The organism is Kribbella sp. NBC_01510, from assembly GCF_045040325.1.
Taxonomy (GTDB): domain Bacteria; phylum Actinomycetota; class Actinomycetes; order Propionibacteriales; family Kribbellaceae; genus Kribbella.
This window is the reverse complement of record NZ_CP109418.1, coordinates 7,607,734-7,634,533: the sequence shown is the minus strand read 5'-3', so window position 1 is coordinate 7,634,533 and position 26,800 is coordinate 7,607,734. Positions and strand designations below refer to the sequence as shown.

Sequence of the window (26,800 nt, the reverse complement as noted above, 5' to 3'; positions counted from 1 at the left end):
ATGTTCTATTCTGGTGGGAGGAGGTGCTGCGATGGGCTACAACAATCCGCCGATCAAGTGGTCGGAGCTGGAGCGGAAGCTGTCGGACCGATCCCGGCCGGGCAGCCACGGCGACCGGCCGGTGACGGCCGACGGCGGCGACAGCCCGGCGTGGTCGCAGCACCGCGGGCCGTACGTGCCGCCGAAGGCTCTCACGGTCCGGCCGGAGAACGCGGTGCCGTACGCCGAGTTGCATGTGCATTCGAACTTCTCCTTTCTCGACGGCGCCTCCCAGCCGGAGGACCTGGTCGAGGGCGCGGTCCGGCAGGGGCTGCACGCGCTGGCGCTGACCGATCACGACGGGTTCTACGGCGCGGCCCGGTTCGCCGAGGCTGCGGCGGCGTACAAGATGCCGACGGTGTTCGGCGCGGAGCTGTCGCTCGGGCTGACCGGCCCGCAGAACGGCGTGGCCGATCCCGAGGGCAGTCACCTGCTGATTCTGGCGGAGGGGCAGGAGGGGTATCACAAGCTGGCCGGCGAGATCACCGAGGGACAGTTGGCCGGCGGTGAGAAAGGGCGCCCGGTCTACGACCTGGAGCGGCTGGCCGACGAGGGCCGCGACCATTGGGTGATCCTGACCGGCTGCCGCAAGGGCCTGGTCCGGCAGGCGCTGGAGCTCGCCGGGCATGCCGACGGTCCGGCCGCCGCGGGCCGTGAGCTGGACCGGCTGACCGGGTTGTTCGGCAAGGACCGGGTGGTGGTCGAGCTGATCGACCACCACCTGCCCGCCGACACCAGCCGGAACCGGATCCTGGCCGGCCTGGCCGCCGACCGCGGCCTCCCGATAGTTGCCACGAACAACGTTCACTACGCCGCCCCGGCACAGCACAGACTGGCCGCCGCGCTGGCCGCCGTCCGGGCCCGGCGCGACCTGGACACGATGGACGGCTGGCTGCCGCCGAGCGGGATGGCGTTCCTGCGGTCTGGCGCGGAGATGACGGCCCGGTTCCGCCGGTACGACGGGGCCGTGGCGCGCTCGGTGACACTGGCCGACCAGCTGGCCTTCGACCTGGCCCGGGCGAAGCCGAAGCTGCCGTTGCGCGACGTGCCGGACGGGGAGACCCCGATGTCGTGGCTGCGGCATCTGACCTTGAAGGGCGCCGGGCTGCGGTACGGCACGCCCACCGAGCGGCCCGACGCGTACGAGCGGCTGGAGCGTGAGCTGGCCGTCATCGACGAGAAGGGCTTCCCGGGATACTTCCTGATCGTCGAGGACATCGTCCGGTTCGCGCACACCAACGGCATCCTCTGCCAGGGCCGGGGATCGGCGGCGAACTCGGCGGTCTGTTACGCGCTCGGGATCACTGCCGTGGACAGCATCCTCTACAAGCTGCCGTTCGAGCGGTTCCTCGCCACGACCCGGACCGAGGAGCCGGACATCGACGTCGACTTCGACTCCGACCGCCGCGAGGAGGTGATCCAGTACGTCTACGGCAAGTACGGCCGCCACAACGCCGCCCAGGTGGCGAACGTGATCTCCTACCGCCCGAAGTCCGCGGTCCGGGACATGGCCAAGGCGCTCGGGTATTCGGTCGGCCAGCAGGACGCGTGGTCGAAGCAGGTCGACGGGTGGAGTCCGGAGATCACCTCGACCGAGCACGACATCCCGCCGCAGGTGGTGTCGATGGCGAGCGAGCTGCTGAAGTTCCCCCGGCACCTGGGGATCCACTCCGGCGGGATGGTGCTGACCGAGCGCCCGGTGGGGGAGGTGGTGCCGATCGAGCACGCCCGGATGGAGGACCGCACGGTGCTCCAGTGGGACAAGGACGACTGTGCCTGGATGGGGCTGGTGAAGTTCGACCTGCTCGGGCTCGGCATGCTGGCCGCGTTGCAGTACTGCATGGAGATGGTCCGCGAGCAGATAGGGGAGTCGTGGCTGCTGCACACGATCCCGAAGGAGGAGGCCGGGGTCTACGACCAGCTGTGCCGGGCGGATTCGGTCGGGGTGTTCCAGGTCGAGTCGCGGGCCCAGATGGCGACCCTGCCACGGCTGAAACCGCGGCGGTTCTACGACCTGGTCACCGAGATCGCGCTGATCCGGCCCGGCCCGATCCAGGGTGGCGCGGTCCATCCGTACATCCGCCGCCGGACCGGGGAGGAGCCGATCACCTACCTGCACCCGAAGTTGCGGCCGGTGCTGGAGCGGACCATGGGGGTGCCGCTGTTCCAGGAGCAGCTGATGCAGATGGCGATGGCGGTCGGCGAGATCGACGGTGACGAGGCCGACCTGCTGCGCCGGGCGATGGGGTCCAAGCGCGGCATCGAGAAGATCTCGTCGCTGAAGGAGAAGCTGTACGCCGGGATGGCGCGCAACGGGATCACCGGCGACCTGGCCGACGAGATCTACGCCAAGATCGAAGCCTTCGCGAACTTCGGCTTCGCCGAGTCGCACTCGATCAGCTTCGCCCTGCTCGTCTACTCCAGCACGTGGCTGCGGCTGCACTACCCGGCCGCGTTCCTGGCGGCGCTGTTGCGCGCCCAGCCGATGGGGTTCTATTCACCGCAGTCCCTGGTCGCCGACGCCCGCCGCCACGGCGTGGAGGTGCGGCGTCCACACCTGCATCTGTCCGGAGTCGACGCCGGGCTCGAGGTGTTGGTGGACGGGCAGGAGCTGTCCGGGCCGACCGGGTCGCCGGAGTGCCTGAAGGATCCGCAGCCGCTGGTCGGTCCGTTCGACCCCAAGGCGCCGTACGACACCACCCTGCATCGCCGTGATGGTGCGTTCGCGGTTCGGCTCGGGCTGTCCGAGGTGCGCACGATCGGGGACAAGGGCGCGAAGCTGATCGTCGAGGAGCGGGAGCGCGGTGGGCCGTTCACCGAGATGGCCGACCTCGTCCGCCGGACCGGGATCACCGCCGCGCAGGTCGAGGCGCTCGCGACCGCGGGGGCCTTCGACTGCTTCGGCCTCGATCGGCGGCAGGCGTTGTGGGAGGCCGGACGGGCGGCCGAGGAGCGGCCCGGTCAGCTGGCCGGGATCACCGCGGCCGGCCCGCCGCCGACGCTGCCCGGGATGAGCGACATCGAGGCCGACATGGCCGACCTGTGGTCCACCTCGATCACCACCACCAGTCACCCGATGCAGCGCGTCCGCGAGCAACTCCGCGCCGAGGGCATCCTGTCCGCGGCCCAGCTTCGCGAGGTCCCGAACGGCGCCCGTGTCCGCGTCGCCGGGGTGGTCACCCATCGGCAGCGCCCCGCCACCGCCTCCGGCGTCACCTTCATGAACCTCGAGGACGAGACCGGCATGGCCAACATTGTGATCACCGTCGGCTGCTGGCACCGTCACGCCGCCGTCGCCCGCAACGCCGGCGCCCTCATCATCCGCGGCCGCGTCGAACGCGCCGGCGAAGTCACCAACCTCTCCGCCGACCACCTCCAACGCCTTCCCCTAACCGCCCGCACCCAATCCCGCGACTTCCGCTAGCCCTCAATCACTCAGCTTTCCGGCAGGTCTTCCACCAGGCGGTGGTGCGCCGCAGCTGTCTGAGGGTTGGGGTTGGGGTTTGGGTTTGGGGTTAGGACATCCCGTCGGGGGCTGGGACATGGCACGGACTGTCCCAGGTCCCTAGCTCCTGTCCCAGGTCCCGGCAGCTGTCTGAGGGTTGGGGATTGGGGCACTCTGTCGGGGGTTTGGGGTTAGGACATCCCGTCGGGGGCTGGGACATGGCACGGACTGTCCCAGGTCCCCAGCTCCTGTCCCAGGTCCCCGCGCGTCTCCCGTCCCAGGTCCCGGCGCGTCTCCCGTCCCGGGACCCCAGTTCCTGTCTAAGCTCCCGCGCTCCTCCTGGCTCAGGTCCCGCCGTTCGCTTACGTGGGTGGGCCGGCGGTTAGGCGGGTGCGGACGTCTTGCATGCGGGCGGGGGAGTGATGGGGCATTTGCCAGCGGGTTTCGAGCCACCAGGTGGCGCCTGCGTCTGACCAGGGTTTGACGAGAGCGGAGGCGGCGGCCGGGTCGTCGGCGGGGGTCTCGCCCTCGGCGATCACGTCCAGCTCGGGGGAGCCGCCCTGGGCGGTCAGCCACGCGCGGAGCCTGCGGAGCTCGTCAGGTGTGTCCTGGCCCGGTGGGTACTGCGGCAGTACGCCGTCGCAGCGCAAGACGCGCCGCATCGACTTCGGCCGCGGCCAGGCGCCGACCACCCAGATCGGGATCCGCTCCTGCACCGGCCGACCCACCTGGGCGAGATCGTCGCGGGCGCACTCGTAGTCGTAGTGCTCGCCGTGGTAGCTGGACCGTCCGGCCCACAGCTCACGGATCAGGTCGATGCCCTCGTCCATCATCGCCGCCCGGGTCCGCAGCTCCAGCTCCTCACCGGTCCGCGGCAGATCCGTCTCGATCGCACCGACCCCGACCGCCAAGGTCGCCCGGCCGGACGAGAGCTGATCCAGCGTCACGACCTGGCTGGCGACCTTCCACGGTCGCCGCCACGGCAGCGGTGTCAGCATTGTCCCGAGCCGGATCCGCTCCGTCCGGGCGGCGATCGCCGTCAGCAGCCCCCACGCGTCGACGCCGTACGCCGCCTCCCAAACGAACACGCCGTCCCATCCGGCCTCCTCGGCGAGCACTGCCTGCTCGAGCTGCTCGACCGCCGTCCCACCCGGAAGAATCACTCCGTATCTCATCCCTCCTTCCTACCGGCCCCGACCGACAGAACGGCGTACGGTCGGCTGAGAGGAGGTGCGATGACTGTCGACGTGCTGACCGAGATCGTGATCGATCGGCCGGTGCGTGTCGTCGCGGAGTACGTCGCGGATCCGACCCATGCGCCGAAGTGGTACGCGAACATCGAGTCGGTCCGGTGGCGGACCCGGCCGCCAGTCGTAGTCGGGTCGCGGCTGGACTTCGTCGCGCACTTCCTGGGGCGCCGGCTCGCCTACACCTACGAGATCACCGAGCTGATTCCGTACCAGCGGCTGGTGATGCGGACCGCGGAGGGGCCGTTCCCGATGGAGACCAGCTACGAGTGGTCACCCGTGGTCGGTGCCGCTACCCGGATGACACTGCGCAACCATGGCGAGCCCTCGGGATTCGCCGGCGTCGCCGCGCCGATCATGGCGGCCGCGATGCGCCGCGCCAACGTCAAGGACCTCGCCCGCCTCAAGTCGCTCCTCGAATCCCCCTGACCCTCAGCCGGCGGTCACGTGTGGCGTGACGAGCTCCAACAGTCGCTGGTGGGCTTCGGGGGTGGCGGCGGCGATGAGGCCGGGGGCGGTGTGGAGGGGATCGCCGTGGAAGTCGGTGATGGTGGCGCCGGCCGCTCGGCAGAGGATGATGCCGGCGGTGTAATGGACGCTGTCGCGAAGCGAGCCGTCGGTGATGTAGCCGGCCTGTCGGCCGACGGCGACCCACGCAAGGGCAAGAGTCGTCGAGAAGACGCGGAGCGCGAAGGCCTCGCGGAGCTTCTCGTCGGTCAGCAGTTGCGCGCCGAGGAAGTGCGCGCCGTTCGGTGCGTCGATGTCGATGTCGACCATGCGCGAGGTCGCGGAGGGTACGGCGGGGGTGTCGACACCGTCACGGCGGATGAAGACCGCGGTCCCGTCGGTCCAGAAGATCTCACCGCTGAGCGGTTGAGCGACCGCGGCGACGTCCCCGGCCGGGCTCCGCAGCGCGACGTTCACGGAGAACATCGGGTTCTGGGCGGCGAAGTTGAGGGTGCCGCAGAGCGGGTCCACCAACCAGGTGCGCTCCGCCTGACCACTGGCGCCGTACTCCTCACCGATCACCGCGTCGTCGCGACGTTCGGCGCGGATGACTGCGAGAATGGCCCGCTCCGCCTCGAGATCAGCCTCGGTAGCGAAGTCCGTCGAGGACTTGGCATACCGCTCCAGCACGCCCCCGAACTTCTCCCGCACCACATCCGCCCCCGCCGCAGCCGCATTGATCGCTATCTCGGCATCACCCAGTTCGCTCATGAAGCCATCCAACACGGTGCCGGCTGTATCACTGCGGACGGGCGGGTCTCCTAAAGTCATGGAGAATCTCTTTCGCTTGATGCTCCTGCGTCCGGCGGTGAGCCAGGACCCGGAGCAGCCGTCGATCGAACTCGATCAGGAGTCCGCGTACCAGGACGCCCTGCGAGCTGCGGTCGCGGCAGGGGGTGGGCGGAAGGGTGTGGAAGCCGGGTCGGCTGAGTTCGCCGCCTCGGCCGACTTCGTCCAAGGCCTCGGTGACACACCGCTCGGACAGCGGCAGAAGCTTCTCGACGACCGCCGCAAGTGCGTCGACGAGTTGCCGGCCGAACACGAGGCGTTGCGCGGCGCGGCGACGTACACCCGGGTGCTCCGGGCACAGCACTTGAAGGGCCAACTGGCCCGTGAGGGAGAAGAGGGGGGCGAGCCTGATGAGAGGGCTGGGGCGCTGCAGATCAGCACACCGTACGCCGAACTCGCGCAGACTCTCGTGGCAGCACCGGATGTGGTGCTGTCCGCTCGCGCGGGGTTCACACCGGTCGCACTCGCCGAGCTTGGGTTCGTGCTCAAGCCGACCGCTGCCGACCGGTTGTCGCAGTCGACGCAGACTGTCCTGAAACAGCGCGGCATCGATCTCGGCACCCGCGCCGACGACGCCCTGCCGGTCTGGGAACAGAACGAGGACGGCGACTGGGTCAAGGCCTGATGGGCGACATCTTGAGGCATCGGGACATCGACGAGGACTTCCTCGAGCGGTTCGTCAGCGACGTCGCCAAGCACCGCCCCGAGTTCGTCGCCGCGGACGCGACCGAGCGGATCCGGCTGCAGCGCAAGCTCTACCGACGGCTGCGGTATCCGGCGTACGACGCGGGCACCAAGACGCAGAGCGCTGGGCGAGTGAGCACCAGCCGGATGTCCACGCCGAGTTTGCGCCATGCCTATCCGGCGTACGACGCGGGCACCAAGACGCAGAGCGCTGGGCGAGTGAGCACCAGCCGGATGTCCACGCCGAGTTTGCGCCATGCCTATCCGGCGTTCCCATCGGCGCAGGACACCGCGCACACGCTGCTGCATGCGCTGGAGAACCTCGAACACAAGGTGACCGGTGAGCCCGGCGAACTGCCGCCCGCGATCAAGGACGTGCTCGAGCAGCGTGGCCTGGAATCCCTTGGAATATTGGCCAAACCGGTCGTCATCGCGCGCGCCGCGCGCCAGCTCCGGGACTGGGTGCCGTTGATCCTGACGCTGCTCAGCGCGGACGAGCGACGCAGACTGGCCGCCAACGTTGCGCCAGAGGACTGGCCGTTGGCTCCGGGAGCGGCGAAGCCGGAGCGTAAGAACAAGGAGACCGAGGTCGACCTGCAGCTCGAACGGCACGCCGCCGCTCTCGAACCCCGGAAGCGAGACGACGGCCGGACCGAGAGCAACTACGACCGGGTGCCGTTCTTCGAGGACGCGCGGGTACTCGCGAGCGCTGCATCACCTCATCCGGTTCCCGCCATCGAACGGTGGGTGGGAGCGCCGGGCCCTGGCCATGTTCGCCGCGAACCAGCAGATCCCGCGGTACGCCGACCTGCCCGAGTTCGCCCGGCTCGTCGAAGGGGCGATGCGGCCGGTGGTCAAGGCGCCGAAGCCGGTGCAGTCCGAGCGCGAGGACATGGAAGAGCGTTACCGCCGGCTCGAAAGCGAGCTGGCGAACTATCGGTACCCGTGATGGAGGAGACACCATGCCGTTGACGTCGTACGGCGTACTGGTCGGCCGAGCGGTCGACGCACGCCGGGAAACTGGGCTGGACACGCCGCACTACCAGGTCCGGCTGGAGGATCCGGACGGGGTGAACTACCGGATCGCGGTGAACGTGAAGTCGCAGGAGTACCCGTCGGAGTTGCTCTTCCGGGTCGACGAGGACTTCCGGCATCCGGTCACCGCGCAGCTGTCCGGTCTCGCGCCGGGGTGGCACCGGCTCGACGCGGGGCCGGCCGGGGTGAACCTGGACTACGTGCGGCAGACGCTGTTCGATCGAACGCTGCTGCGGCCGCTGCCCGCTGATGTGGCGGGACCGGGCAACGACCTGGCCGATCTGCTCGACGACCAGGTGCAGCGGGCGATCCGGGAGCCGGCCGCGATCGTGTACGCGTTCGGCGAGCGATGGGGGCCGGAGGACGGCGTACCGGACAAGATCTTCGGCTTCAATCCTGGCAACGGGGTGCACGACATCCACATGAACCAGGGGAACGTCGGCACGTTCCGCAAGGACGACGGGGTCTGGCAGGACGGTGCGGTGATCATCGCGCTGCCGGATCAGCAGCGCTGGGTGGGCATCTTCCTGGCGTTCCAGAGCCAGTCATGGCACACCGACGACAAGACCGGTCACACCCTGGTCGATGGGCCGGTCGAGGAGTTCGGGGCCGAGGCGGTCCGGATCGTCGCCGCGCTGATCAATCCGGTCGGTCCCGCGCCCGAAGCCGAGACGGTCACCCTGCTGAACGCCTCACCCGATCCGGTCGACCTCAGCGGCTGGCATCTGGTCGATCGCGCGCTGCACGTCGGCCCGGTCCCGGCCGGCGTCCTCGATCCCGGCGCCACGCTCCTCGTGCACCTGCCGCCGACCGTCCAGCTGGGCAACAAGGGCGGCGAGATCACCCTGCTCGACAACGCCGGTCTCAAGATCCACGGCGTCGCCTACACCGCGAGCCAGGCCGAGGCCTCCGGCTGGACGGTCGTCTTTTGACCGCGGTCAGCGCAGTAGGGCCAGGCGGACGCCGAGCCCGATGAAGATGCCGCCAGTGGCGGTGTCGACGGTGCGTCGCGCCAGGGGGCTGACCACATGCTGGCAAGCGCTTGCCAGTCAGGTATGGATGTCTGCCAAACTGTCGGCCCATGAGCCTGCCTCGGGTGATCAATGACAACGGCGCGTGGTGCTGGTTCCAGGACGAGCGGGCGGTGGTGGATCCGGTCGGCCAGGTGCTGGTCGTCGGGTCGATCGCGGCACCGGAAGGTCCCGGCGGAGCCGAGCGGGCCGGCAATGTCGAGTTGACCGTCGTCGACCTGCGGTCCGGGTCGAGTGAGGTCGTCGTACTGCATGAGCGGTTCGAGGCGGACGACCACGATGTGCCGGCGTTGTGGCGTCGTCCGGACGGCCGATGGCTGGCGGTGTACACGAAGCACAAGACCGACGACCTGACCCGGTGGCGGGTGAGCGAACCCGGTGACCCGCGGACGTGGGGACCGGAGCGGACGTTCGACTGGAGCGAGTTCACCGGCGGTCGCGGGGTCACCTACTCGAACCTGCACGAGCTGGACGGACGGCTGTACTGCTTCGCGCGAGCGGTCAACGACGACCCGTGCGCCCTGGTCTCCGACGACGACGGCGATACCTGGGCCTACGCGGGCAAGCTGTTCACCCGGCCGAAGGTCGGTTACGTCAACGGCTACACGCGCTACGTCTCCACGCCGTCCCGCGTCGACCTGGTGACGACGGACCACCATCCGCGCGACTACGACAACTCGATCTACCACGGCTACCTCGAAGCCGGCGCGCTGCACCGAACCGACGGAACCGTGGTCGACCCGGTCGCACTCGACGGTGAGGCGCCGTCGCAGGTGGAGCTGACCACGGTGCTCGCGGCTGGGTCGAAGTGGGACGGCGAGCCGATGACGCATTGCTGGACGATCGACATCCGGCGCGGATCCGACGGGTCGCTGGCGGCCGTTCTGCTGGCTCGCCACGACACTCCGGAGGACCCTGCGGACGCGTTCGCGCGGCAGCATCCGGTGCCGGATCACCGCTTCTTCTACGGTCGTCTCGCCCCCGGCGGCACATGGCAGGTCCATCAACTGGCCAAGGCCGGACCAGGCCTGCTGCCCCACGAGAACGACTACACCGGCCTGGTCGCCATCGATCCCTACGACCTGGACTCGCTCTACGTCTCCACGCCGATCGACCCTCGCGACGGAATGCCGCTGGCGCATCACGAGATCTTCCACGCGCGTACGCCGGACGCCGGCGCGACCTGGGCGTGGACACCGGTGACGGCGGACTCCGCGGCCGACAACCTCCGCCCGATCGTCGCGCCCGGTGCTCCCACCCGGATCCCGCTGCTCTGGTTCCGCGGCGACATGACCGCGTCCCAGCACTACGACTGCGAGGTCGTCCTCCTGGACACTCCGCGACAGAGATAGTACCAAGCGGTACCATCACGTCCATGGATGTTCCGGTACGGCGGTTGTGGGTGGCGGTGCTGGCGGGGTACCTCGCGTTCGGGGCGACGTTGCAGGCGTTGCCGTCGTACGTGCCGGAGAAGTTCGGCGGGGGCGCGCTGGCGAGTGGGACCGCGGTCGGGATCGCGTTCCTGGCGACGGCTTGTGCGCGGCCGTTCGCGGGGTGGCTGGCGGATGCGGGGTGGTCGCGTCCCATCGTACTGAGTGGCGGAGTGCTGGCGGCTGTTGGTGGCTTCGGGCAACTGGTGGCTCCGAATCTGGCGGTGTTGCTCGCGGCTCGGCTGGTGATGGGAGCGGGGGAGGCGGCGCTGTTCTCGGGCGCGTTGCCGTGGGTGTTGGCCGGGACCCGGGTGTCACAGCGCGGGCGGTTGGCGGGATGGTTCGGACTGTCGATGTGGGGTGGGCTGGCAGTTGGGCCGGTGCTTGCGTCGCTGGTGGGGGACCGCCGGGTCTGGTGGGTCGTCGTCGGCCTCGCGGTGTTGTCGGCGATCCTGGTGTCGACGACGCGCTCCGATCCTCGTCGGGCCGAGCCACTGGTCCGGATCCGGCGGGTCCGCGATCTGGTGCCGGCCGGCGTACCGTTGCCAGGAGCAACCATCGGGCTGGCGGCGTACTGCTACGGCACGGTCGCGGCGTTGCTGGTCCTGCGCCTGCGGGCCGACGGCATCGCGGTCGACCATGTCGCGCTCACGGTGTTCGCGGCGGCCTTCCTGGTGGTGCGGCTCGCGGGCAGTCCGTTGGTCGATCGGTACGGCGGTCGCACGGTGGCCCTGTCAACAGTCTCGCTGGAGATCATCGCCCTGGTCGGTCTTGCGGTCGCTCGCGGTCCGGTGAGTGCGGTGGTGTTCATTGTGTTGGCCGGCTGCGGCATGGCGCTGGTCTATCCGGCGTGTGTGTCGATGACTCTGGATCGTGTGCGGGGACTGCGCCCCGGGGTGTCGATGGGCGTGATGACGTCGTTCTGGGATCTCGGCGTGATGGCCGCGGGTCCGCTCGGCGGGTTCGTGGCGGAGCAGGCCGGGTTCGCGGCCGCGTTCTTCGTGGCGGCCGGCTTCGCGATGGCGTGTGTGGTCGTGTGTGGGGTGTTCCTCAGGCCGCGTCGAGCAGTGTCTCGACGATGACGCGGGCCTCCGCGCCGAGACCTGGGTCCCGATCGACCGCACTGATCAGGGTTGCGCCTTCCAGCACGATGAGCAGCTGCCGGGCCGTGGTCTCGGGATCGCGCGCACCGGCCTCGGTGAGCAGTCGGCGGAACAGGTCGCGGTAGAAGGTGAGGTGGTCCTGGGCGAGTCGCCGCGGCGCTCCGTCCTGGTCGCGGTCCTCGGTGGCCGCGTTCATCATCGCGCAGCCGCGGAACCCGGCTTCGGCGTACCAGTTCGCCATCAGGTCGAAGACGGCCAGGATCTTCTCCCGGCCGGTGCCGGCCTGTTCGACCGCGTGGTTCTGCCATGCGCGGACCCTGTGGGTGCGGTCGGTCAGCACTGCCTCGACCAGACCGTCCTTGGAGCCGAAGTTCTTGTAGACGGTGAGTTTCGACGCACCGGCCGCCTCGACGATCTCGTTGATCCCGGCCGCGTGGATGCCGCGGCGGGTGAACACCTCCGCCGCCGCCTTGAGGATCCGCGCCTTCGTAGCCTCGGGATCCAGTCGCTGTCCGGCCTTGACCGGCATGCCGCACCACCTCCTGCCGACCAGAATACCGATCGGTGTTATCTCCGGCTGGCGCTAGATAAGAACGATCGGTACTATCAGCCACATGATCAATGGCTGGACAGCGGCAGGATTCGAGGATGTGGCCGGGGTGTTCGAGCGGAACTTCGCCGACGGCGGCGAGCTGGGCGCGGCCTTCGCGGCGTACCAGCACGGGCAATTGGTGGTCGACCTGTGGGGCGGGACGGCCGACCGCGAGACCGGCCGGGCCTGGGATCGCGACACGATCCAGCTGATGTTCTCCGGGACGAAGGGCCTCGCGTCCGCAGGCGTCCTGCTGCTGGTGCAACGCGGTCAGGTGTCGCTCGACGATCCGCTCAGCCGCTACTGGCCGGCGTTCGCTGCCGAGGGCAAGGATGCCGTCACGATCGCCGAGGTGCTGTCCCATCAGGCCCGCCTGCCCTGGGTCGAGGCCGGGTACGCCGATCTCCTCGACCACGACGTGATGAGCGCGCACCTGGCCGCGCAGGCGCCGGCGGCGGATCCACGGGCCGCGTTCATGTACCACGCGATCACGTGGGGCTGGCTGGTCGACGAGCTGGTACGACGCGTGGACGGCCGGACCGTGAGCCGGTTCTTCGCCGAGGAGTTCGCCGTACCGCTCGGGTTGGAGGTGTGGATCGGGCTGCCGGAGGAGCTCCAGTGGCGGGCGGCCACGATGGTCGCGCCGGACGGTGTCCTCGTCGACGGACCGTGGACGGAGCTGAATCGGCCCAATCCGCTGTGGGTGCCGGGTGCGGAGAAGATCTGGAACAGCTTCGAGTACGCCAGTGCCGGCCTGGCCGCGGTCGGTGGTTTCGCGACGGCTCGCGGGATGGCGCGGTTCTACGCGTCACTCCTCGGCGAGGTGGACGGTGTGCGCGTCCTGACACCGGAGACGGTCGAGCTCGGGCGCCGGGAGATCCGGCGCGGGATCGAGCCGACGTGGGGGAGCGAGATCGCCTACGGCGCGGGCTTCGAGCTCCAGACGCCGGACGCCCGGCTCGGCGCCCCCGCCGACACCTTCGGCCACGCCGGAGCGGGCGGCTCCCGGCACGCCGCGTGGCCGAGCCGGGAGACCGCCTATTCCTATCTGATGAACGAGGTGCGCGTCGGTCCCGACGACCGTTCGCTCACCTTGCTGTCGGCACTCAGCCGAGGTAGTCGCGCCACGGCCCGGTGATCGCGAGCGTGATGCCGGGCGTCTGGATGTTGACGAAGAGCACCTTGCCGTCGGCGGAGAACGTCGGGCCGGTGAGCTCGGAGTCGTTCAGCATGTTCCGGGCGATCGCGTACGTCGGGCCACCTGGCGTCGCGCTGAGCACGTGGCTGCTGGCCTGGCCGTCCTCGGCCAGGATCAGCGAACCCCACGGGGTGACGGTGACGTTGTCCGGGCCGTCGAAGTTGAGGTCCTGGTACTTCGACGCGAGCGAGTTCGCGGCGGCGTTCTCCGGGAAGTAGGTGACCAGCTGGATGGTCTTGGCGTCGTAGTTGTAGAACCAGACCATCCCGTCGTGCGGTACGGCGTCGGCCGGCAGGTCGGCGGTGCCGGACTCGGCGTACGAGTTCACGACGTACACGCCCTCGCTGGTGCCGTAGACGCCTTCGAACTTCTTGCCCCGGGTGACCTGGCCGTCGGTGAACTGCTTGCGGACCGACACCGTGGCGCCGTCGCGGTCGGGCACCGGCACCCACGCGACCCGGAACGGCCGGAGCAACTGCGCCGAGGTCAGGTACGCGACGTCCGGGATCGGCTTGCCGTCGTCGCCGAGGATGGCAAGCGCCTCGAGGGTGCCGAAGTCCTTGTCCTGCAGGTCCTTCCAGCTGCGCGAGCTGAGCTTGTAGCCGCGCGGTGCGGACCAGCGGTAGAAGGTGCCGTTCGGGCCGGAGGCGTCCTCGGACAGGTAGATGTGGGTGCGGTCCGCGTCGATCGCGAGCGCCTCGTGGGCGTAGCGGCCGAGGGCCTTCAGCGGCACCGGGTGCGCGGTCTCGCCGTCGGCCCAGACCTCGAAGACGTAGCCGTGGTCCTTCAGCCGGGTAGTCCCGTTGGCCTTGTTCTCGGTCTCCTCACACGTCATCCAGGTGCCCCACGGCGTCGGGCCGCCGGCGCAGTTGGTGATGGTGCCGGAGATGCCGACCCACTCGCCGAGGTTGTTGCCGTCGCGGTCCACCGAGATGACCGTGCAGCCACCGGCCGAGCCGACGCCGGAGTCGTAGACGGTGCCCTCGACCTGCGGTACGCCGAGCGGGTCGTTGGCGCCGATCTCGTGGTTCTGGATCAGCGTGTAGGTGTTGTGCCGGCTGCCGTCGAAGACCGCGGTGCCGTCGTGCAAGGCCGGCGTCGGCTGGCCGCTCGTCAGCTTGGTCTGGCCGGCCTGGGTGACGATCCGGTACTTGAACCCCGGGGGCAGCGCGAGGACACCCTTCGGGTCGTCCAGCAGCGGCGGGAACGGGCGGTGCTCCGGGAACGGCCCGTGGTGTGGCGAGGGGGCGGCGTCGGCGAGGGACGGTACGGTGCCGACAGTGGCGAAACCGACCCCTGCGGCACCGGCGGCGGCACCCCGTAGGACGGAACGTCGTGCAACTGACATGGCTTGCTCCTTGATGCGTGATGTGAGCGTGATCCTGCCGTCGGCGGACTGACACCCGGCAAACACCACCTGAACAACAAGGCATGCAACGAACAGCTTCGGTACGGCGTCTACTGTGGGAGGTGATCATGATGCACAGAGTGAGCGCGATGATGGCAGCTGCCGCCGCAACTGTCCTGTTGGTTGCGTGCGGCAACGAATCGCAGGAAGCAGGAGGGGGACCGTCGATGACGCCCAGCAGTGCGCAGACGCCCGGGCCGACGCCGCGACCGACGGATCCGCCGACACTGCCGGCGGATCCGGTCGAGCAGGCAAAGGCCGCGCTGGCAAGCCACCTCGGCGTCGATCAGAGCCAGGTGACCGTGGTCAGTTCGGACGAGGTGACCTGGCGCGACGGCAGCCTCGGCTGCCCGGAGCCCGGCATGTTCTACACCCAGGCCCTGATCCCCGGTACTCGCACCATCCTCGAGGTGGCCGGCAAGCAATACCACTACCACTCCGGCGGCAACCGGGCCCCGTTCCTCTGCGAGAACCCTCAGCCCCCCGTCGGCGGCTGAGGGTCGATCGGTTCGGTACTCGTCGGCCCGCCGAGGATCGGCCGGAGCCGTCGCAGGGCCTGGTTGGTGAACAGACCGGCCAACGCCCCCATGGTGACCAGGACCGTAACGCCCGCGGTCGACGGGGTCTCGTCGCCGATGCTGATCAGCCCGGTGTTGACGGCGACCACCACCACCGCGCCCAGCAGCGCGGCCCACACCGGGAACAGCACGTACCACCAGACCTGCCCATTCCGGAGCCGGTCGTAGCGGGCGTACTGCGCGAACGCCAGCCCCTGCTGGACGACGCTGCCGACCGCACCGGCCGCCGCGCCGACGATGAGCAGGCTCATGTTCAGCGTGAGCGGGATGTCCAGCCCCCACCAGCGCAGCGACCGCGTCGCGACCGTGCCGACCGGCGCCGCCTCCTGCGCGGCGACCAGCCGTTCGGCCAGTCCGTACGACGCGACCAGCCAGACGAAGGCGATCAGTCCTTCGAGCGCGTTCACCATGCCGGTCATTCGCCGCAGCGTCGGTGTCATCGGGGACGTGGCGGGTTTGTCGCGCCGTCGCGCCTTGGCCGGCTTCGTAGGCCGGACGGTGTCCGCGGTCTGCGCGGACGTCAGATCCATGGTGGCCACTGTGATCTCCCCCGAGAAGTTGCTCTTACCTAGCGGAGTCGCGAGCACCGGCTCGAGATACGGCCGGAAATTTCCGGAAAGGGATGTATCAGCAGCGCACGTCCCTGACTCCGCACAAATGTGGGGGGAAGCCTTCGAGTTGTTCCAGGGGGGAGAACAACCGGGGGCGCTGCAGGGGGAGGGCTGACGCGGTGCGGGAGGAAATCCGGTGGTCAGGCCGGCTGTCCGCACCGCGTCAGCGCAGTTTCCAGCTGTCAGCCGAGTGAGGCCAGTGCGTCGCCGGCGCGCAGTACGCCGCCTACGCCGGGCTCCGGCTGAGTCATGGCGAAGGCCAGCAACGCGTCAGCGGCCTGCTTGGCGTTCTCACCCGTCACCGACATCCGTCCCGCGATCAGTGCGGCGACCAGCGGTGTCGCGAACGACGTACCGCTCCAGCGGGCCATTCCGGTGAAGTCGCGCAACTGGCCCGCGTTCGGCGGCTCGGTGCACTCGTACGTGCCGGTCAGGTACGCGTTGACCAGGTCCACGCCCGGGGCGTAGACGTCGACCCAGCCGCCGAAGTTGCTGAACGACGCGCGATCCCGCCCGTTGACCGCCAGCGCTCCGACGCCCACGGCCTCGGGGAACGCGGCCGGCCAGAAGTAGTCCCGGGTGCCTTCGTTGCCGGCCGCGGCGACCAGGGCCAGGCCGTTGACGCGATTCAGCCGGGTCTGGATGAACACGTCCAGACCAAGGGCCGGCAGATCGAAGCGCGTCCGCGTGCCGGCCGACAAACTGATGATGTCCGGCGCCAGATCGAGCACCTCGTCGAGGGCCTGGGCCAGATCGAACTCCCACATCGCGCCCGCGGCGGTGAAATAGCTCTTCACCACGATCTCGACATTGCGCGCGATCGCCCGCATCACACCGGCGATGAAGGTGCCGTGACCCGCGTACGGGCGGATCCGCCCGGCTCCGTCGAACGCGTTCTCCGGGTCGCCGGTCACCCCGTTCAGCCAGTACGCCCCCGGCGCGTCGGACCAACCGACATCAAGGACGACGACCTTCACGCCACGCCCGTCCGCCGCGCCGGCGGACAGGAACGGCGTCGGCAGCACCGGGTCCGGCGGAATGCCGGGCGGCACCTCCTCGGGCTCGGTGGCCGGACACGGACTGACGCTCGGACACACGTAGAACAAGTGCTCCGGCGTGACCACGCCGCGGCCGAGGCGCAGATCGGCGTACTTGATGAACCGCAAGGTGATCGATGGGTCCTCCGGTGCGTCCGGTGGCGGCTTGTCCGGCAGTTGCAGCCGGGTGACGCCACCGATGCCGCCCTCGGCCGGAGTGCCGCCGCCGAAGAGTTCGACGACCCGGGTGAGGTCTTCGTCGCGCACCAGGACGGTCCCGGCGCGGCACAGATAGTCGACGCCGTCCGGTTGTTTCTCCCAGTCCGCCGGATGGACCTCGACCTCCCGGCCGAATGCTTCGAGAATCAACCTGATCTGGGCGGCGTACTTTCGCTCGTTCGTTTGACTTCCCCCGGTGCCGTTCCCATCCTGGGCCATTTCCTGCCTTCCCCCTGAATCGATGAAATGGTGCAACCGGCCGTTATCATTTCAGAGTGCCGACGGCCGGGGGGAGTGTCGAGACGGCGGTTGCACCGGAATCTTTGCTGCCGCTGGCACTGTCACGCCCGCACGACGCGATCGCGGCGGCGCGATCCCTGCTGTCCGATGATCCGTCGGCGGCAGTCGCATCCCTGGCCCACCAGGCTGCCGGCATCGGTTCGCGGCAGCTCGGCGACATCACCACGGCGATCCGCGAGCTCCGGATCGCGCTGCGGCTCGCCGAGCGATCCGGTCGGCCCGATCGCGAAGCGGACGTGCTGGCCACGCTCGGCGCGACCCTGGGCCGGGCCGGCCGGAGCCGGGAGGCGTTGACCAACCTCGACCGGGCCGTCGACCTCAGCCGGGGTGCGCTGAGCGGGCGCGTGTTGTTGCGGCGGGCCGACGTACTGCTCGTCCTGGGCCGGCATCGCGAGGCCTTGGACGATCTGCGGTCGGCGATCACGCGCTTGCGTCGCTCCGGCGATCAGGTCTGGGAGGCACGGTCGCGGAACTACCGCGGCTTCATCCAGCTGGCCCTCGGCGGGACCAAGCGGGCCGACGCGGACTTCGCGGTCGCCGAGCACCTGTACGCCGCCACCGGCCAGGAGTTCGAGTACGCCGAAGCCCGCCAGAACCGGGGACTGGTCGCGTTCGCCCGGGGCGACCTGCCGGCGGCGCTGAGGTATCTGGACGAAGCCGGACGGCGGTTCGCGGCGGTCGGCGTGGCGTGGCCCGATCTCGCCATCGACCGGTGCGGCGTACTGCTCGCGGCCGGTCTCAGCACCGAAGCGCTGGCCGAGATGGATCAGGCGATCGTGCAGATGGAAGCCGAAGGCGGTACGGCGACGAAGCGCGGCGAGCTGTGGTTCGCGGCGGCCACCGCTGCGCTCGCGACCGGTGACCTGGATGCCGCGCGGGAGCGAGCCGATCGGGCTCGGCGGCTGTTCTCCGCGCAAGGTCGCGAGTGGTGGTCGGTGCGCTCCTCGATGGTTCAGCTCGAGGCTCGCTACCAGTCAGGTGAGACCGGTCCGCGATTGCAGCGTCGGGTGAATGAAGTGGCTCGCCGCCTCGATGCGTTCGGTGCATCGGAGGCGTCGGCCGCGCATCTGCTGGCCGGTCGGCTCGCGCTGGCCGAGGGACGTGCGCGGATCGCGGATCATCAGCTGGAGTTGGCCGCGCGCCGCAGCAAGGACGCGCCGCCACTCGCTCGGAGCGCGGCCTGGCTCGGCAAGGCGTTGCGCTCCGAGGCTCGCGCCGATGTCCGCGGCATGCTGACCGCCTGTGCGCGCGGCCTCGACGCCCTGGACGAGCATCGGCTGACGATGGGTGCCACCGAGCTGCGCGCGCTGGCGACCGGTCATGGTGCGGAGTTGGCGGAGTTGGCGTTGCGCGACGCATTGCGGCGTGACGATGCGAGAAGCCTGCTGGTCTGGGGCGAACGGTGGCGAGCCACGGCGCTCACCGTTCCGCCGGTCCGACCGCCGGATGACGAGCACTTGATCGGCGACCTCGCCGCCTTGCGCGACGTCGTACGGCGGCTGGATCTCGAGGGACGCACAGTCGCGTTGGACCGCGAGCGGCGACGACTCGAGAAGGCTGTTCGCGAGCGGACTCACCGGGCGGACGGCCAGCCGTTGCGGGGGTCCACGGCGCGCTTCGATCTCGACGAGCTGATCGGGGCACTGGGCGAGACGGTGCTGGTCGAGTTGATCGAGGTCGACGACGTGCTGCATGCCGTCGTGGTCCGGGACGGCAAGGTCAGCCGGCACACCGTCGGGCCGGTGTCCACAGCGGCGATCGAGGTCGAGCGTTCGCGGTTCCGGTTGCGTTGGCTGGCGCACGGCCGGTCGCAGCGTGGTCCTTCGCTCGACCTACTCGGGTCCCGGCTCGCCGATGCGATCCTCGGGTCCGCGCAGGAGCTGCTCGGTGACCGGCCGGCGGTGATGGTGCCGCCGGGTCGGCTCCAGGCACTGCCGTGGGGACTGTTGCCGTCGCTGGCCGATCGTCCGGTCAACGTGGTCCCTTCGGCCGCGACCTGGTTGCGGGCGCGCCGGCTGCGGCCGCCGTCCGATCGACGCGTGGTGCTCGTGCTCGGCCCTGGGCTCTCGGCGGGCAAGGCCGAGGTGATGCGGCTGGCCGAGTGCTATCCGGACGCGACCGTGCTGGCGAACGGCGACGCGACCGCGGAGAAGGTGTTGCGTGCGCTCGACGGAGCGTGGATCGCGCACATCGCCGCACACGGCACGTTCCGGTCGGACAGCCCGCTGTTCTCGTCACTGCGGCTGGATGACGGGCCGTTGACCGTGTACGACTTCGAGCGGTTGCGGCGAGCGCCGTACCGGCTGGTGTTGTCCAGTTGCGACTCCGGGCTGGCGAAGCCTGTCGGTGCCGATGAGCTGCTCGGGCTGAGCAGCAGTCTGATTCCCCTGGGAGCGGCCGGCATTCTGGCCAGCGTCGTACCGGTGAACGATCCGGCGACCGTGCCGTTGATGACCGCGCTGCACGACAATCTGCAAGCCGGTCAGTCGCTCGCCGCTGCGTTCGCCGCGGCCCGGACCACGGCTGCCGACGACCCGGTGGCGGTGGCCGCCGGGCGGTCGTTCGTCGCGCTCGGGGCCTGAGCATGATGTATCAACGCGCGCCGGATCTGCTCCGTAAGGTAAGCGATCCGGTGTGGAAAGGGGGATGACATGCGGGACGACCCGACTGTCGTCGCTCTGGTCACCCGGGCCAGGGACGGCGACAAGGATGCCTGGGACGAACTCGTGGAGCGCTACGCGCCACTCGTCTGGTCCGTCTGCCGCCGCTACCGGTTGGCAGCCGCGGACTCCGACGACGTGGGGCAGAGCGTCTGGCTGCGGCTGATCGAGCACCTGCCAGGACTGCGGGAACCCGCGGCCCTGCCGGGCTGGATCGCCACTACGACCCAGCGCGAGTGCTACCGGCTGCTGCGCGCGACGAGCCGAGTCGAGCCCGTTGACCCGGCCGAGTCGACCGACGTCGTCGAAGAGGCGATCGCGGAGGAGGAAGTGCTTCGGCACGAACGCCGGGCGGTGATCCGGGCTGCGTTCCGCGAGCTGTCGCAACGCTGCCAGGCGCTGCTGGCCCTGCTCACGCAGGACCCGCCGGCGGCGTACGACGAGATCAGCCGGCAACTGCACGTCCCGATCGGCAGCATCGGCCCGAACCGGGCCCGGTGCCTGGACCGGTTACGCCGTACCCCCGCGCTGGCGCTGCTGGTCGCCGGGGGACCTGACGAGAACTCGAGGAGGTGAGCGCGTGATGAATCTCGACTGGAACGACGACGAGTTGCTCGATGCCCTGCGGGACGCATTGACCACTGCCGACGAAGTGCCGCGGACGTTCGTCGAGGCCGGCAAGGCCGCTTTCGTCTGGCGCACCATCGACGCCGAACTGGCCGCGCTCACCTACGACTCGGCCTGGGAGTCCCTGGCGCCGGCCGCGGTCCGGTCGGAGAGTGCGACGCTGCGGTCGCTGACGTTCGCCTCGGACGGCTGGACGATCGAGATCGAGCTGACCCCGGACGGGGTCCTCGGCCAACTCGACCCGCCGGAGGCCGGTTCGGTCAGCGCGCGTGGTGACGGCGGCAAGTTCGCGACCGCCGACATCGACGAGCTGGGTTTCTTCACCCTGCGCCCGGTGCCGACCGCGCCCTACCGGCTGGTCTGCACGACCGAGTCCGGTACGACGATCCTGACCGGCTGGATCACGCCGTAGCGGGTCAGGCCGAGGTTTCGCGACCGGGCTGGTCGAGCTCGACGTGCGGGCGGGACTGCCAGAGCGCCCACTCGGCGCTGACGTCTCCCGCCGTACGGAGAAGCACCGGCAGGTGGTCGTGGAGGAGCTTCTCGGTGGACGTCTCCGCGGCGTGGACGGTGACATTCATCGCGGCGCGCACTGTGCCGGTGCCGTCCCGGACCGGGGCCGCCACCGAACGGACTCCGGGCGCCAGCTCCTCGTCGGCCAGGGCCCAGCCGCGAGCGCGGATCTCGGTGAGCTCGTTGCACAGCTGCGCCGCGGTCCGTCCGATGTACGGCGGGAGTCCGGCCCGGCTCGGCTGCGCGAGGACGCCGGCCAGGTCGTCGGGGGAGAGAGCCGCGAGCAGGACCTTGCCCTGTGAGGTCTGGGCGGCCGGGAAGCGGGTGCCGATGTCGACCCGGAGCGCGATGATCTTCGGCACCGACACCCGTGCGATGTAGACGATGTCGGAGCCGTCGAGCTGGGCCATCGAGGACGACTCGCCGGTCCGGCCGACGAGGGCTTCGAGATGCGGCTTCGCGATGTCCCACAGGCCGAGGGATCCGACGTACGCCATGCCGAGGGTCAGCACCTTCGGCGTGAGCTGGAAGGAGCCGTCGACCGTGCGGACGAAGCCGAGCTCCTCCAGCGTCAGCAGCAGCCGGCGCGCGGTCGGCCGGGCCAGGCCGGCCGCGGCCGCCACCTCGGACAACGACATGGTGCGGTGGTCCGCGTCGAAGCAGGCGAGCACGTCCAGCCCGCGAGCCAAGGACTCGACGAAGTCTGGGCCCGCCCCACGTCCTGCCATCGGTTCCTTGCCTCCACGTCGTCGGGCGAACTGGTCCGACCGAGCCTACGACCCCGGCTCGCCGAAGATGGTGCCGCGGGCCTCGCGGGTCGAGTCGGACTTGTACTCGGTGTACTGGTACGGGTTGTCGAACACCTCGCCCTTCGGCAGCTCCGGGTTCATCCCGCTCGTCCAGGCTTCCTCCCCGAGCGACGAGCGCAGGTAGTCGACCGTCGCCTCGACACCGCTGCGTACGGCGGCCAGGTCGCAACCAACCAGTTGGTTGGCGAACTTCACCACCCGGCCGTCGACGATCACGGTGTGCACGTCACCTCGCTGGGCCTGGAAAGCCACGTGACCATAGGGATTGATCAGCGGGAACGAAACTGGTGACGAGTCGTTCTTGATCAGTACGACGTCCGCCTTCTTCCCGGGTTCGAGACTGCCGAGGTCGTCCCGGCCGAGCGCCTTCGCGCCGCCGCGGGTGGCCCAGTCGACGACATGCTCGGCCCGCAGGTGGCTGTGGGTCACCGTGGCGCCCTTCATGTGGGCCTCGAGGTGCTCGCGGGCCCGATCGGCGCCGAGCGTCGTCCGCATGGCACTGAACAGATCACCGCTCCACCACACGCTGGTGTCCATCGACAGCGACACCGGGATGCCGTAGCGGCGGACCTGCCAGGTGGGCGGGTAGCCCTGGCCGGCGCTCTGCTCGGACTCCGTGGAGACCGAGACCGATCCGCCGGTGGCCGCGATCCGCTGGTAGGAGTCGGTGGCCAGCGTCGCGGCGTGCACGTAGATGTTCTGCGGCGTCATGAAGCCGTTCTCGTGCATCAACCGGATGCCGTCGTCGTTGGTCGCACCCCACACGCCGGCATGGGTGGTCACGCCGAGCCCGAGCTCACGCGCCACCTCGAAGGCGGCCCGCTCCGGGAACGCCGGATCACCGGTGACGTCGAAGGCGAGCTGGAGCCCGATGGTGGAGTCGTCCCGCATCCGGGTCAGGAACGCCTTGACGGCCGGATCGGCGGTCCACTCCCACGGCCCGGCCTGAATGTTGCCATAGGCAAGGACGAACCGCCCGGGTACGGCGCGCAACGCGTCGACGGCCGCCTCGGCATGGTCGACGCTCTGCAGCCCGTGGGACCAGTCGACCGTGGTGGTGACCCCGGCCTCGAGCGACTCCCAGGCCGACGTCAGGTTGCCGGCGTAGATGTCCTCCGGCCGGAACGTCTTGCCGTGCTCGAGGTAGTACCAGACGAAGTACTGCGTCAGCGTCCAGTCGGCGCCGTACGCGCGCATCGCGGTCTGCCACATGTGCCGATGGGTGTCGATCATGCCGGGCATCACGATGCCGCCGGTCGCGTCGATCTCCTGAGTGCCCTCGGGCGCGTCGAGCGCCCGGCCGACGGCGGCGATCTGATTGTCGACAATCAGCACGTCTCCATCGGTGACGACCGTGTGGTCGTCGTCCATGGTCAGCACGGTCCCCCCGCGCAGCAGCACCGGCCGGCCCGCCACCGGTGTCTCGGCTGTGGTCATGTTCCCCTCCAGAAGAGTGCCCGGACACGCGTCCGTATGACGGTCAACGGGGCGATACGGTCACTATCGAAGCGTCCGCGAGGACTGTCAAGGGTTCGCTCCGGGTGGTTGACAGAGGCTCGGAGGCCGATCGAGACTGAGGCGATCAGAGTGTGCGGACAAGTGTCCGTAATAGCCGCGGGAGGTTGGTGCGTGAACGGTCCGCTCTCCGGCTTGCTGGTCGCCGACTTCTCCCGGATCCTGGCCGGTCCGTACGCGACCATGCTGCTGGCCGACCTGGGCGCCGACGTGGTCAAGGTCGAGGCGCCCGGCGGCGACGACACCCGGTCCTGGCAGCCACCGGTCCGCGACGGCATCTCGACGTACTACCTCGCGGTGAACCGGAACAAGCGGTCGATCGCGCTCGACCTGAAGGACCCGGGCGACCAGGCTACGGCCCGGGAGCTGGCCCGGCGCGCGGACGTCCTGGTCGAGAACTTCCGGCCCAACGGGCTGGCCCGATTCGGGCTGGACTACGAGACCGTTGCTGCCGGCAACCCCGGGCTGATCTATGCCTCGATCAGCGGCTTCGGTTCCGGCCCGAAGGGTGCGGAGCTGCCCGGATACGACCTGATCGTGCAGGCGATCTCCGGGCTGATGAGCCTGACCGGCTCCCCGGACGGCGAGCCGTACCGGGCCGGGATCTCGGTCTTCGACGTGATGGCCGGCCTGCACGCCACGATCGGTGTGCTGTCCGCGCTCAACGCCCGGCACGAGACCGGACGCGGTCAGCACGTCGAGGTCAACCTGCTGTCGTCGGCGCTGTCCGGTCTGGTCAACCAGTCGAGCGCGTACGTCGCGGGTGGCGTGGTACCGCTGCGGATGGGGAACAGCCATCCCAGCCTGTTCCCGTACGAGCCGTTGCCGTGTTCCGATGGCGAGCTGATCATCACGGCCGGGAACAACGGCCAGTTCCGCAAGCTGGTCGAGGTCCTCGGCGTGCCGGAGCTGGCGGACGACCCGCGCTTCGACCGGAACGAGAAGCGCACCGCGAATCGCGAGGAACTGCGGCCGCTGCTGGTCGAGCGGCTGGAGACCCGGACCCGGATGGAGTGGTTCCGCGACATCATCGCCGCCGGTGTGCCGTGCGGCCCGATCAACACCGTCGACGGCGGCGTGGCCTTCGCCGAGGACATCGGTCTCGACCCGGTGGTCACAGTGGGATCGATCCCGACCGTGCGCAACCCGATCACGTTCTCGGACGACGCGGCGTCGTACCGGCTGCCACCGCCGGAGCTGGACGAACACGGCGCCGAACTCCGCCGTTGGCTGAAGGAGCCGCTCACATGAACGAGCGAAGCGAGTTCATCATCAAGCACAGCGCGGTCCGTGCCTCATCCGCGCCCGGAGCGAAGCGAGGACGTGGATGAGCTTCCCGACCTCACTTGGGACGTCGAGTGCCGACGAGATTCGTCTGCTCGGTCAGGACCTCACGGCTGACCTGATGGGCAAGGTCGGTTTCGGTGAGCTGGCGTTCTGGCTGGTCGCGCTGCGTCGGCCGACTCCGTCCGAGACCCGCGTGTTCGAGGCGGTGCTGGTCGCTCTCGCCGATCACGGATTCACGCCGACGGCCATCGCGGCCCGGCTCACCTATCTCTCCGCCCCGGACTCGCTGCAAGGCGCCCTTGCCGCCGGTCTGCTCGGCGGTGGCTCCCGCTTCCTCGGGGTGACCGAGGACTCTGGGATGTATCTCGATGAGGCCCTCCAGGGGCGGGACTTGCCGACTGACGATGCGGGGTGGGACGAGCTCGCACTGGAGGTTGTCACTGCAACGCGGGAGGCCGGCAAGTATGTCCCCGGTCTCGGGCATCCGGTGCACAAGGTCCAGGATCCGCGGACCCCGGTCCTGATCGGGATCGCCGAGGAGGAAGGCCTGCGCGGTCCACACCTCCGACTCTTCGAGGCCATCGGGCGGGTACACGAGCAGGTACTCGGCCGCAGGCTCCCGCTGAACGGAGCCGGCGTGTGCGGCGCCGCGCTCGCCGATCTCGGGCTGCCGGTCGAGTTGCTGCGCGGATTCGCCTTGTTGGCCAGGGCTGCCGGGTTGCTGGGTCAGCTCGCCGAGGAACGCCGCCGGCCGATCGGTATGGACGCCTACCTCACCGTGGACCGCAACGCCGTCTACGTCGATCCCGCTAGCTGAAGGAGCACCACATGGCCACAGTCGCCGCGGTCATCGCCTCCACGCATCACCCGTTCTACTACCGCGCGAGCACCGCCACCGGAGCCGACCGGCCGCCGTTCGCCGACGAGTGGGTGGCGAAGATCGAGGCGTTCCGGGAGACGCTGACCAAGGCCCGGCCGGACATCCTGGTGATGGTCGGCAGCGACCACTTCCACCAGCTCTGGCTGGACAACATGCCGCAGTTCCTGGTCGGCAAGGCGCCGTACTTCGATGCGAACTGGTACAACGAGGAGCGTGAGTTCGGGCTGCCGCGGATGACGCTGCCGGGGGAGGAGCGGCTGGCCGCGCACATCCTGCGGAACGGGCTGGACGCCGGCTTCGACCTTGCCTTCAGCAACGAACTGCGGATCGACCACAGCATCACCTGCCCGATCATCACGCTCCGCCCGGAGGCGGACCTGCCGATCGTGCCGATCTACACCAACATCTTCGCGCCACCGTTGCCCCGGCCCGGGCGGTTCGTCGAGCTCGGCCGGACGATCCGGCAACTGGTGGAGTCGTGGCCGATCGACGCCCGGGTCGCGATCATCGGCACCGGGCACCTGTCGCTGGAGCTCGGTGGGCCGCGGCAGTTCGGCGAGCACGGTCCGGATCCGGAGTTCGACCGCAAAGCCGTCGATTGGATCGCGAGCGGCGACGTCGACGGCTGCCTGGCCGAGGTGACGCTGGACAGCCTGCATCTGCCGGGCAACGCGACCCACGGTTTCATGGACTTCATGCTGATGATGGGCGTGGCCGGCGCGGGTGCGAAGGCGGATCACGTCGACTCGCTCGACCTCTTCCACACCATGGAGGCCTACTTCACCTGGTACCCGAACGGAGTGCCGTCGTGAACGAGCGTAGCGAGTTCACCATCAAGCACAGCGCGGTCCGTGCCTCATCAGCGCCCGGAGCGAAGCGAGGACGGGGATGAGCAAGTACCTGCTGGACAAGTTCCTCTACACCGTCGACCGCGATCCCGACCTGATCGAGCGCTATCGCGAGGACGCCGGCGGGACCGTCGCCTGGTGGGAGCAGGAGATGGCCAATCAGATCCTCAATTGCCACGCCGCCGAGCGGTCCACGTGGCTCGCCTTCACCGACGAGGAACGCCGGGCGCTCATCGAGCACGATCATGTCGCGCTGTTCGGGCTAGGCGCACACCCATTCCTCACGCTCACGCTGTTCATCGCGATGTTCGAGCGGGACCACGGGCCGCTCGAGTACCAGAAGGCTTACGGCCGCGCGCTGCAGCATCTCACGCTTCCCTATCCAGACGTCGCCACCTAGGAGATCCC

24 protein-coding genes are annotated in these 26,800 nt (G+C 69.5%); 16 read left to right on the top strand and 8 right to left on the bottom strand.

Annotated elements, in window-relative coordinates; all coding sequences use genetic code 11:
- Positions 1-31: 31 nt before the first annotated feature.
- Positions 32-3,463, top strand: a complete 3,432-nt coding sequence (locus tag OG558_RS37435) for an error-prone DNA polymerase (protein ID WP_405067240.1) — start codon at positions 32-34, stop codon at positions 3,461-3,463.
- A gap of 383 nt (positions 3,464-3,846) precedes the next feature.
- Here OG558_RS37435 and OG558_RS37430 read toward each other — a convergent pair whose 3' ends face one another.
- On the bottom strand, positions 3,847-4,659 hold the full coding sequence (locus OG558_RS37430; protein WP_405067239.1) for an LLM class flavin-dependent oxidoreductase: 813 nt from the start codon (positions 4,657-4,659) through the stop codon (positions 3,847-3,849).
- A 60-nt stretch (positions 4,660-4,719) separates the two neighbouring features.
- On the opposite strand from OG558_RS37430, the gene OG558_RS37425 reads away from it, so the two are divergent.
- A complete protein-coding gene (locus OG558_RS37425) occupies positions 4,720-5,160 on the top strand; it encodes an SRPBCC family protein (RefSeq protein ID WP_405067238.1) in 441 nt (146 codons plus the stop codon).
- A 3-nt stretch (positions 5,161-5,163) separates the two neighbouring features.
- Here the strand turns inward: OG558_RS37425 and OG558_RS37420 are convergent, their stop codons facing one another.
- Complete coding sequence (locus tag OG558_RS37420; protein WP_405067237.1) at positions 5,164-5,949, bottom strand: inositol monophosphatase family protein; 786 nt, start codon at positions 5,947-5,949, stop codon at positions 5,164-5,166.
- 58 nt (positions 5,950-6,007) lie between these two features.
- On the opposite strand from OG558_RS37420, the gene OG558_RS37415 reads away from it, so the two are divergent.
- From OG558_RS37415 to OG558_RS37395, 5 genes are all read left to right on the top strand, one after another.
- Positions 6,008-6,652, top strand: coding sequence for a hypothetical protein (locus OG558_RS37415; RefSeq protein WP_405067236.1), 645 nt, complete (start codon positions 6,008-6,010; stop codon positions 6,650-6,652).
- On the top strand, positions 6,652-7,683 hold the full coding sequence (locus tag OG558_RS37410) for a hypothetical protein (RefSeq protein WP_405067235.1): 1,032 nt from the start codon (positions 6,652-6,654) through the stop codon (positions 7,681-7,683). The genes OG558_RS37415 and OG558_RS37410 overlap by 1 nt, the downstream gene beginning before the upstream one ends.
- Entirely contained in the window at positions 7,674-8,678 is a 1,005-nt protein-coding gene (locus OG558_RS37405) for a DUF2278 family protein (protein WP_405067234.1), read from the top strand. The genes OG558_RS37410 and OG558_RS37405 overlap by 10 nt, the downstream gene beginning before the upstream one ends.
- A gap of 149 nt (positions 8,679-8,827) precedes the next feature.
- A complete protein-coding gene (locus OG558_RS37400) occupies positions 8,828-10,129 on the top strand; it encodes a BNR-4 repeat-containing protein (protein ID WP_405067233.1) in 1,302 nt (433 codons plus the stop codon).
- A 23-nt stretch (positions 10,130-10,152) separates the two neighbouring features.
- A complete protein-coding gene (locus tag OG558_RS37395) occupies positions 10,153-11,289 on the top strand; it encodes an MFS transporter (protein ID WP_405067232.1) in 1,137 nt (378 codons plus the stop codon).
- Here the strand turns inward: OG558_RS37395 and OG558_RS37390 are convergent.
- Complete coding sequence (locus tag OG558_RS37390; protein ID WP_405067231.1) at positions 11,258-11,839, bottom strand: TetR/AcrR family transcriptional regulator; 582 nt, start codon at positions 11,837-11,839, stop codon at positions 11,258-11,260. The genes OG558_RS37395 and OG558_RS37390 overlap by 32 nt on opposite strands.
- Positions 11,840-11,924: 85 nt before the next feature.
- On the opposite strand from OG558_RS37390, the gene OG558_RS37385 reads away from it, so the two are divergent.
- Positions 11,925-13,040, top strand: coding sequence for a serine hydrolase domain-containing protein (locus tag OG558_RS37385; RefSeq protein WP_405067230.1), 1,116 nt, complete (start codon positions 11,925-11,927; stop codon positions 13,038-13,040).
- Here OG558_RS37385 and OG558_RS37380 read toward each other — a convergent pair.
- The gene (locus OG558_RS37380; protein ID WP_405067229.1) at positions 13,009-14,448 is read right to left on the bottom strand and encodes an alkaline phosphatase PhoX; all 1,440 of its coding nucleotides are present in this window, start codon (positions 14,446-14,448) and stop codon (positions 13,009-13,011) included. The genes OG558_RS37385 and OG558_RS37380 overlap by 32 nt on opposite strands.
- A 227-nt stretch (positions 14,449-14,675) precedes the next feature.
- Here OG558_RS37380 and OG558_RS37375 point away from each other — a divergent pair, with 227 nt between their 5' ends.
- The gene (locus tag OG558_RS37375; protein WP_405067228.1) at positions 14,676-15,005 is read left to right on the top strand and encodes a hypothetical protein; all 330 of its coding nucleotides are present in this window, start codon (positions 14,676-14,678) and stop codon (positions 15,003-15,005) included.
- Here OG558_RS37375 and OG558_RS37370 read toward each other — a convergent pair.
- Positions 14,984-15,616: a hypothetical protein gene (locus tag OG558_RS37370; RefSeq protein ID WP_329476394.1), complete on the bottom strand. Its 633-nt coding sequence runs from the start codon at positions 15,614-15,616 to the stop codon at positions 14,984-14,986. The two genes, OG558_RS37375 and OG558_RS37370, sit on opposite strands and share 22 nt — an antisense overlap.
- 263 nt (positions 15,617-15,879) lie before the next feature.
- Positions 15,880-17,172 (bottom strand): S8 family peptidase, encoded by a 1,293-nt coding sequence (locus OG558_RS37365; protein ID WP_405067227.1) that lies wholly within the window; start codon positions 17,170-17,172, stop codon positions 15,880-15,882.
- A gap of 56 nt (positions 17,173-17,228) precedes the next feature.
- On the opposite strand from OG558_RS37365, the gene OG558_RS37360 reads away from it, so the two are divergent.
- The 3 genes from OG558_RS37360 to OG558_RS37350 all read left to right on the top strand — a co-directional run bounded on the left by OG558_RS37360 (position 17,229) and on the right by OG558_RS37350 (position 20,952).
- Complete coding sequence (locus OG558_RS37360) at positions 17,229-19,835, top strand: CHAT domain-containing protein (RefSeq protein WP_405067226.1); 2,607 nt, start codon at positions 17,229-17,231, stop codon at positions 19,833-19,835.
- Positions 19,836-19,904: 69 nt separating this feature from the next.
- The gene (locus OG558_RS37355; RefSeq protein WP_329476397.1) at positions 19,905-20,489 is read left to right on the top strand and encodes a sigma-70 family RNA polymerase sigma factor; all 585 of its coding nucleotides are present in this window, start codon (positions 19,905-19,907) and stop codon (positions 20,487-20,489) included.
- Positions 20,490-20,496: 7 nt separating this feature from the next.
- Positions 20,497-20,952, top strand: coding sequence for a hypothetical protein (locus OG558_RS37350; protein WP_329476398.1), 456 nt, complete (start codon positions 20,497-20,499; stop codon positions 20,950-20,952).
- Between the two features lie 4 nt (positions 20,953-20,956).
- On the opposite strand, the gene OG558_RS37345 is transcribed toward OG558_RS37350, so the two are convergent.
- Both OG558_RS37345 and OG558_RS37340 read right to left on the bottom strand, forming a co-directional pair.
- Entirely contained in the window at positions 20,957-21,781 is an 825-nt protein-coding gene (locus OG558_RS37345) for an IclR family transcriptional regulator C-terminal domain-containing protein (RefSeq protein ID WP_405067225.1), read from the bottom strand.
- 45 nt (positions 21,782-21,826) lie between these two features.
- On the bottom strand, positions 21,827-23,299 hold the full coding sequence (locus tag OG558_RS37340; protein WP_405067224.1) for an amidohydrolase family protein: 1,473 nt from the start codon (positions 23,297-23,299) through the stop codon (positions 21,827-21,829).
- Positions 23,300-23,491: 192 nt separating this feature from the next.
- Here OG558_RS37340 and OG558_RS37335 point away from each other — a divergent pair, with 192 nt between their 5' ends.
- The 4 genes from OG558_RS37335 (at position 23,492) to OG558_RS37320 (ending at position 26,792) form a co-directional block, all read left to right on the top strand.
- Positions 23,492-24,628, top strand: a complete 1,137-nt coding sequence (locus OG558_RS37335) for a CaiB/BaiF CoA transferase family protein (RefSeq protein ID WP_405067223.1) — start codon at positions 23,492-23,494, stop codon at positions 24,626-24,628.
- 76 nt (positions 24,629-24,704) lie between these two features.
- Entirely contained in the window at positions 24,705-25,481 is a 777-nt protein-coding gene (locus OG558_RS37330; RefSeq protein WP_405067222.1) for a citryl-CoA lyase, read from the top strand.
- Between the two features lie 11 nt (positions 25,482-25,492).
- On the top strand, positions 25,493-26,356 hold the full coding sequence (locus tag OG558_RS37325; RefSeq protein ID WP_329476403.1) for a hypothetical protein: 864 nt from the start codon (positions 25,493-25,495) through the stop codon (positions 26,354-26,356).
- 76 nt (positions 26,357-26,432) lie between these two features.
- Positions 26,433-26,792 (top strand): hypothetical protein, encoded by a 360-nt coding sequence (locus OG558_RS37320; RefSeq protein ID WP_405067221.1) that lies wholly within the window; start codon positions 26,433-26,435, stop codon positions 26,790-26,792.
- Positions 26,793-26,800: the final 8 nt, after the last annotated feature.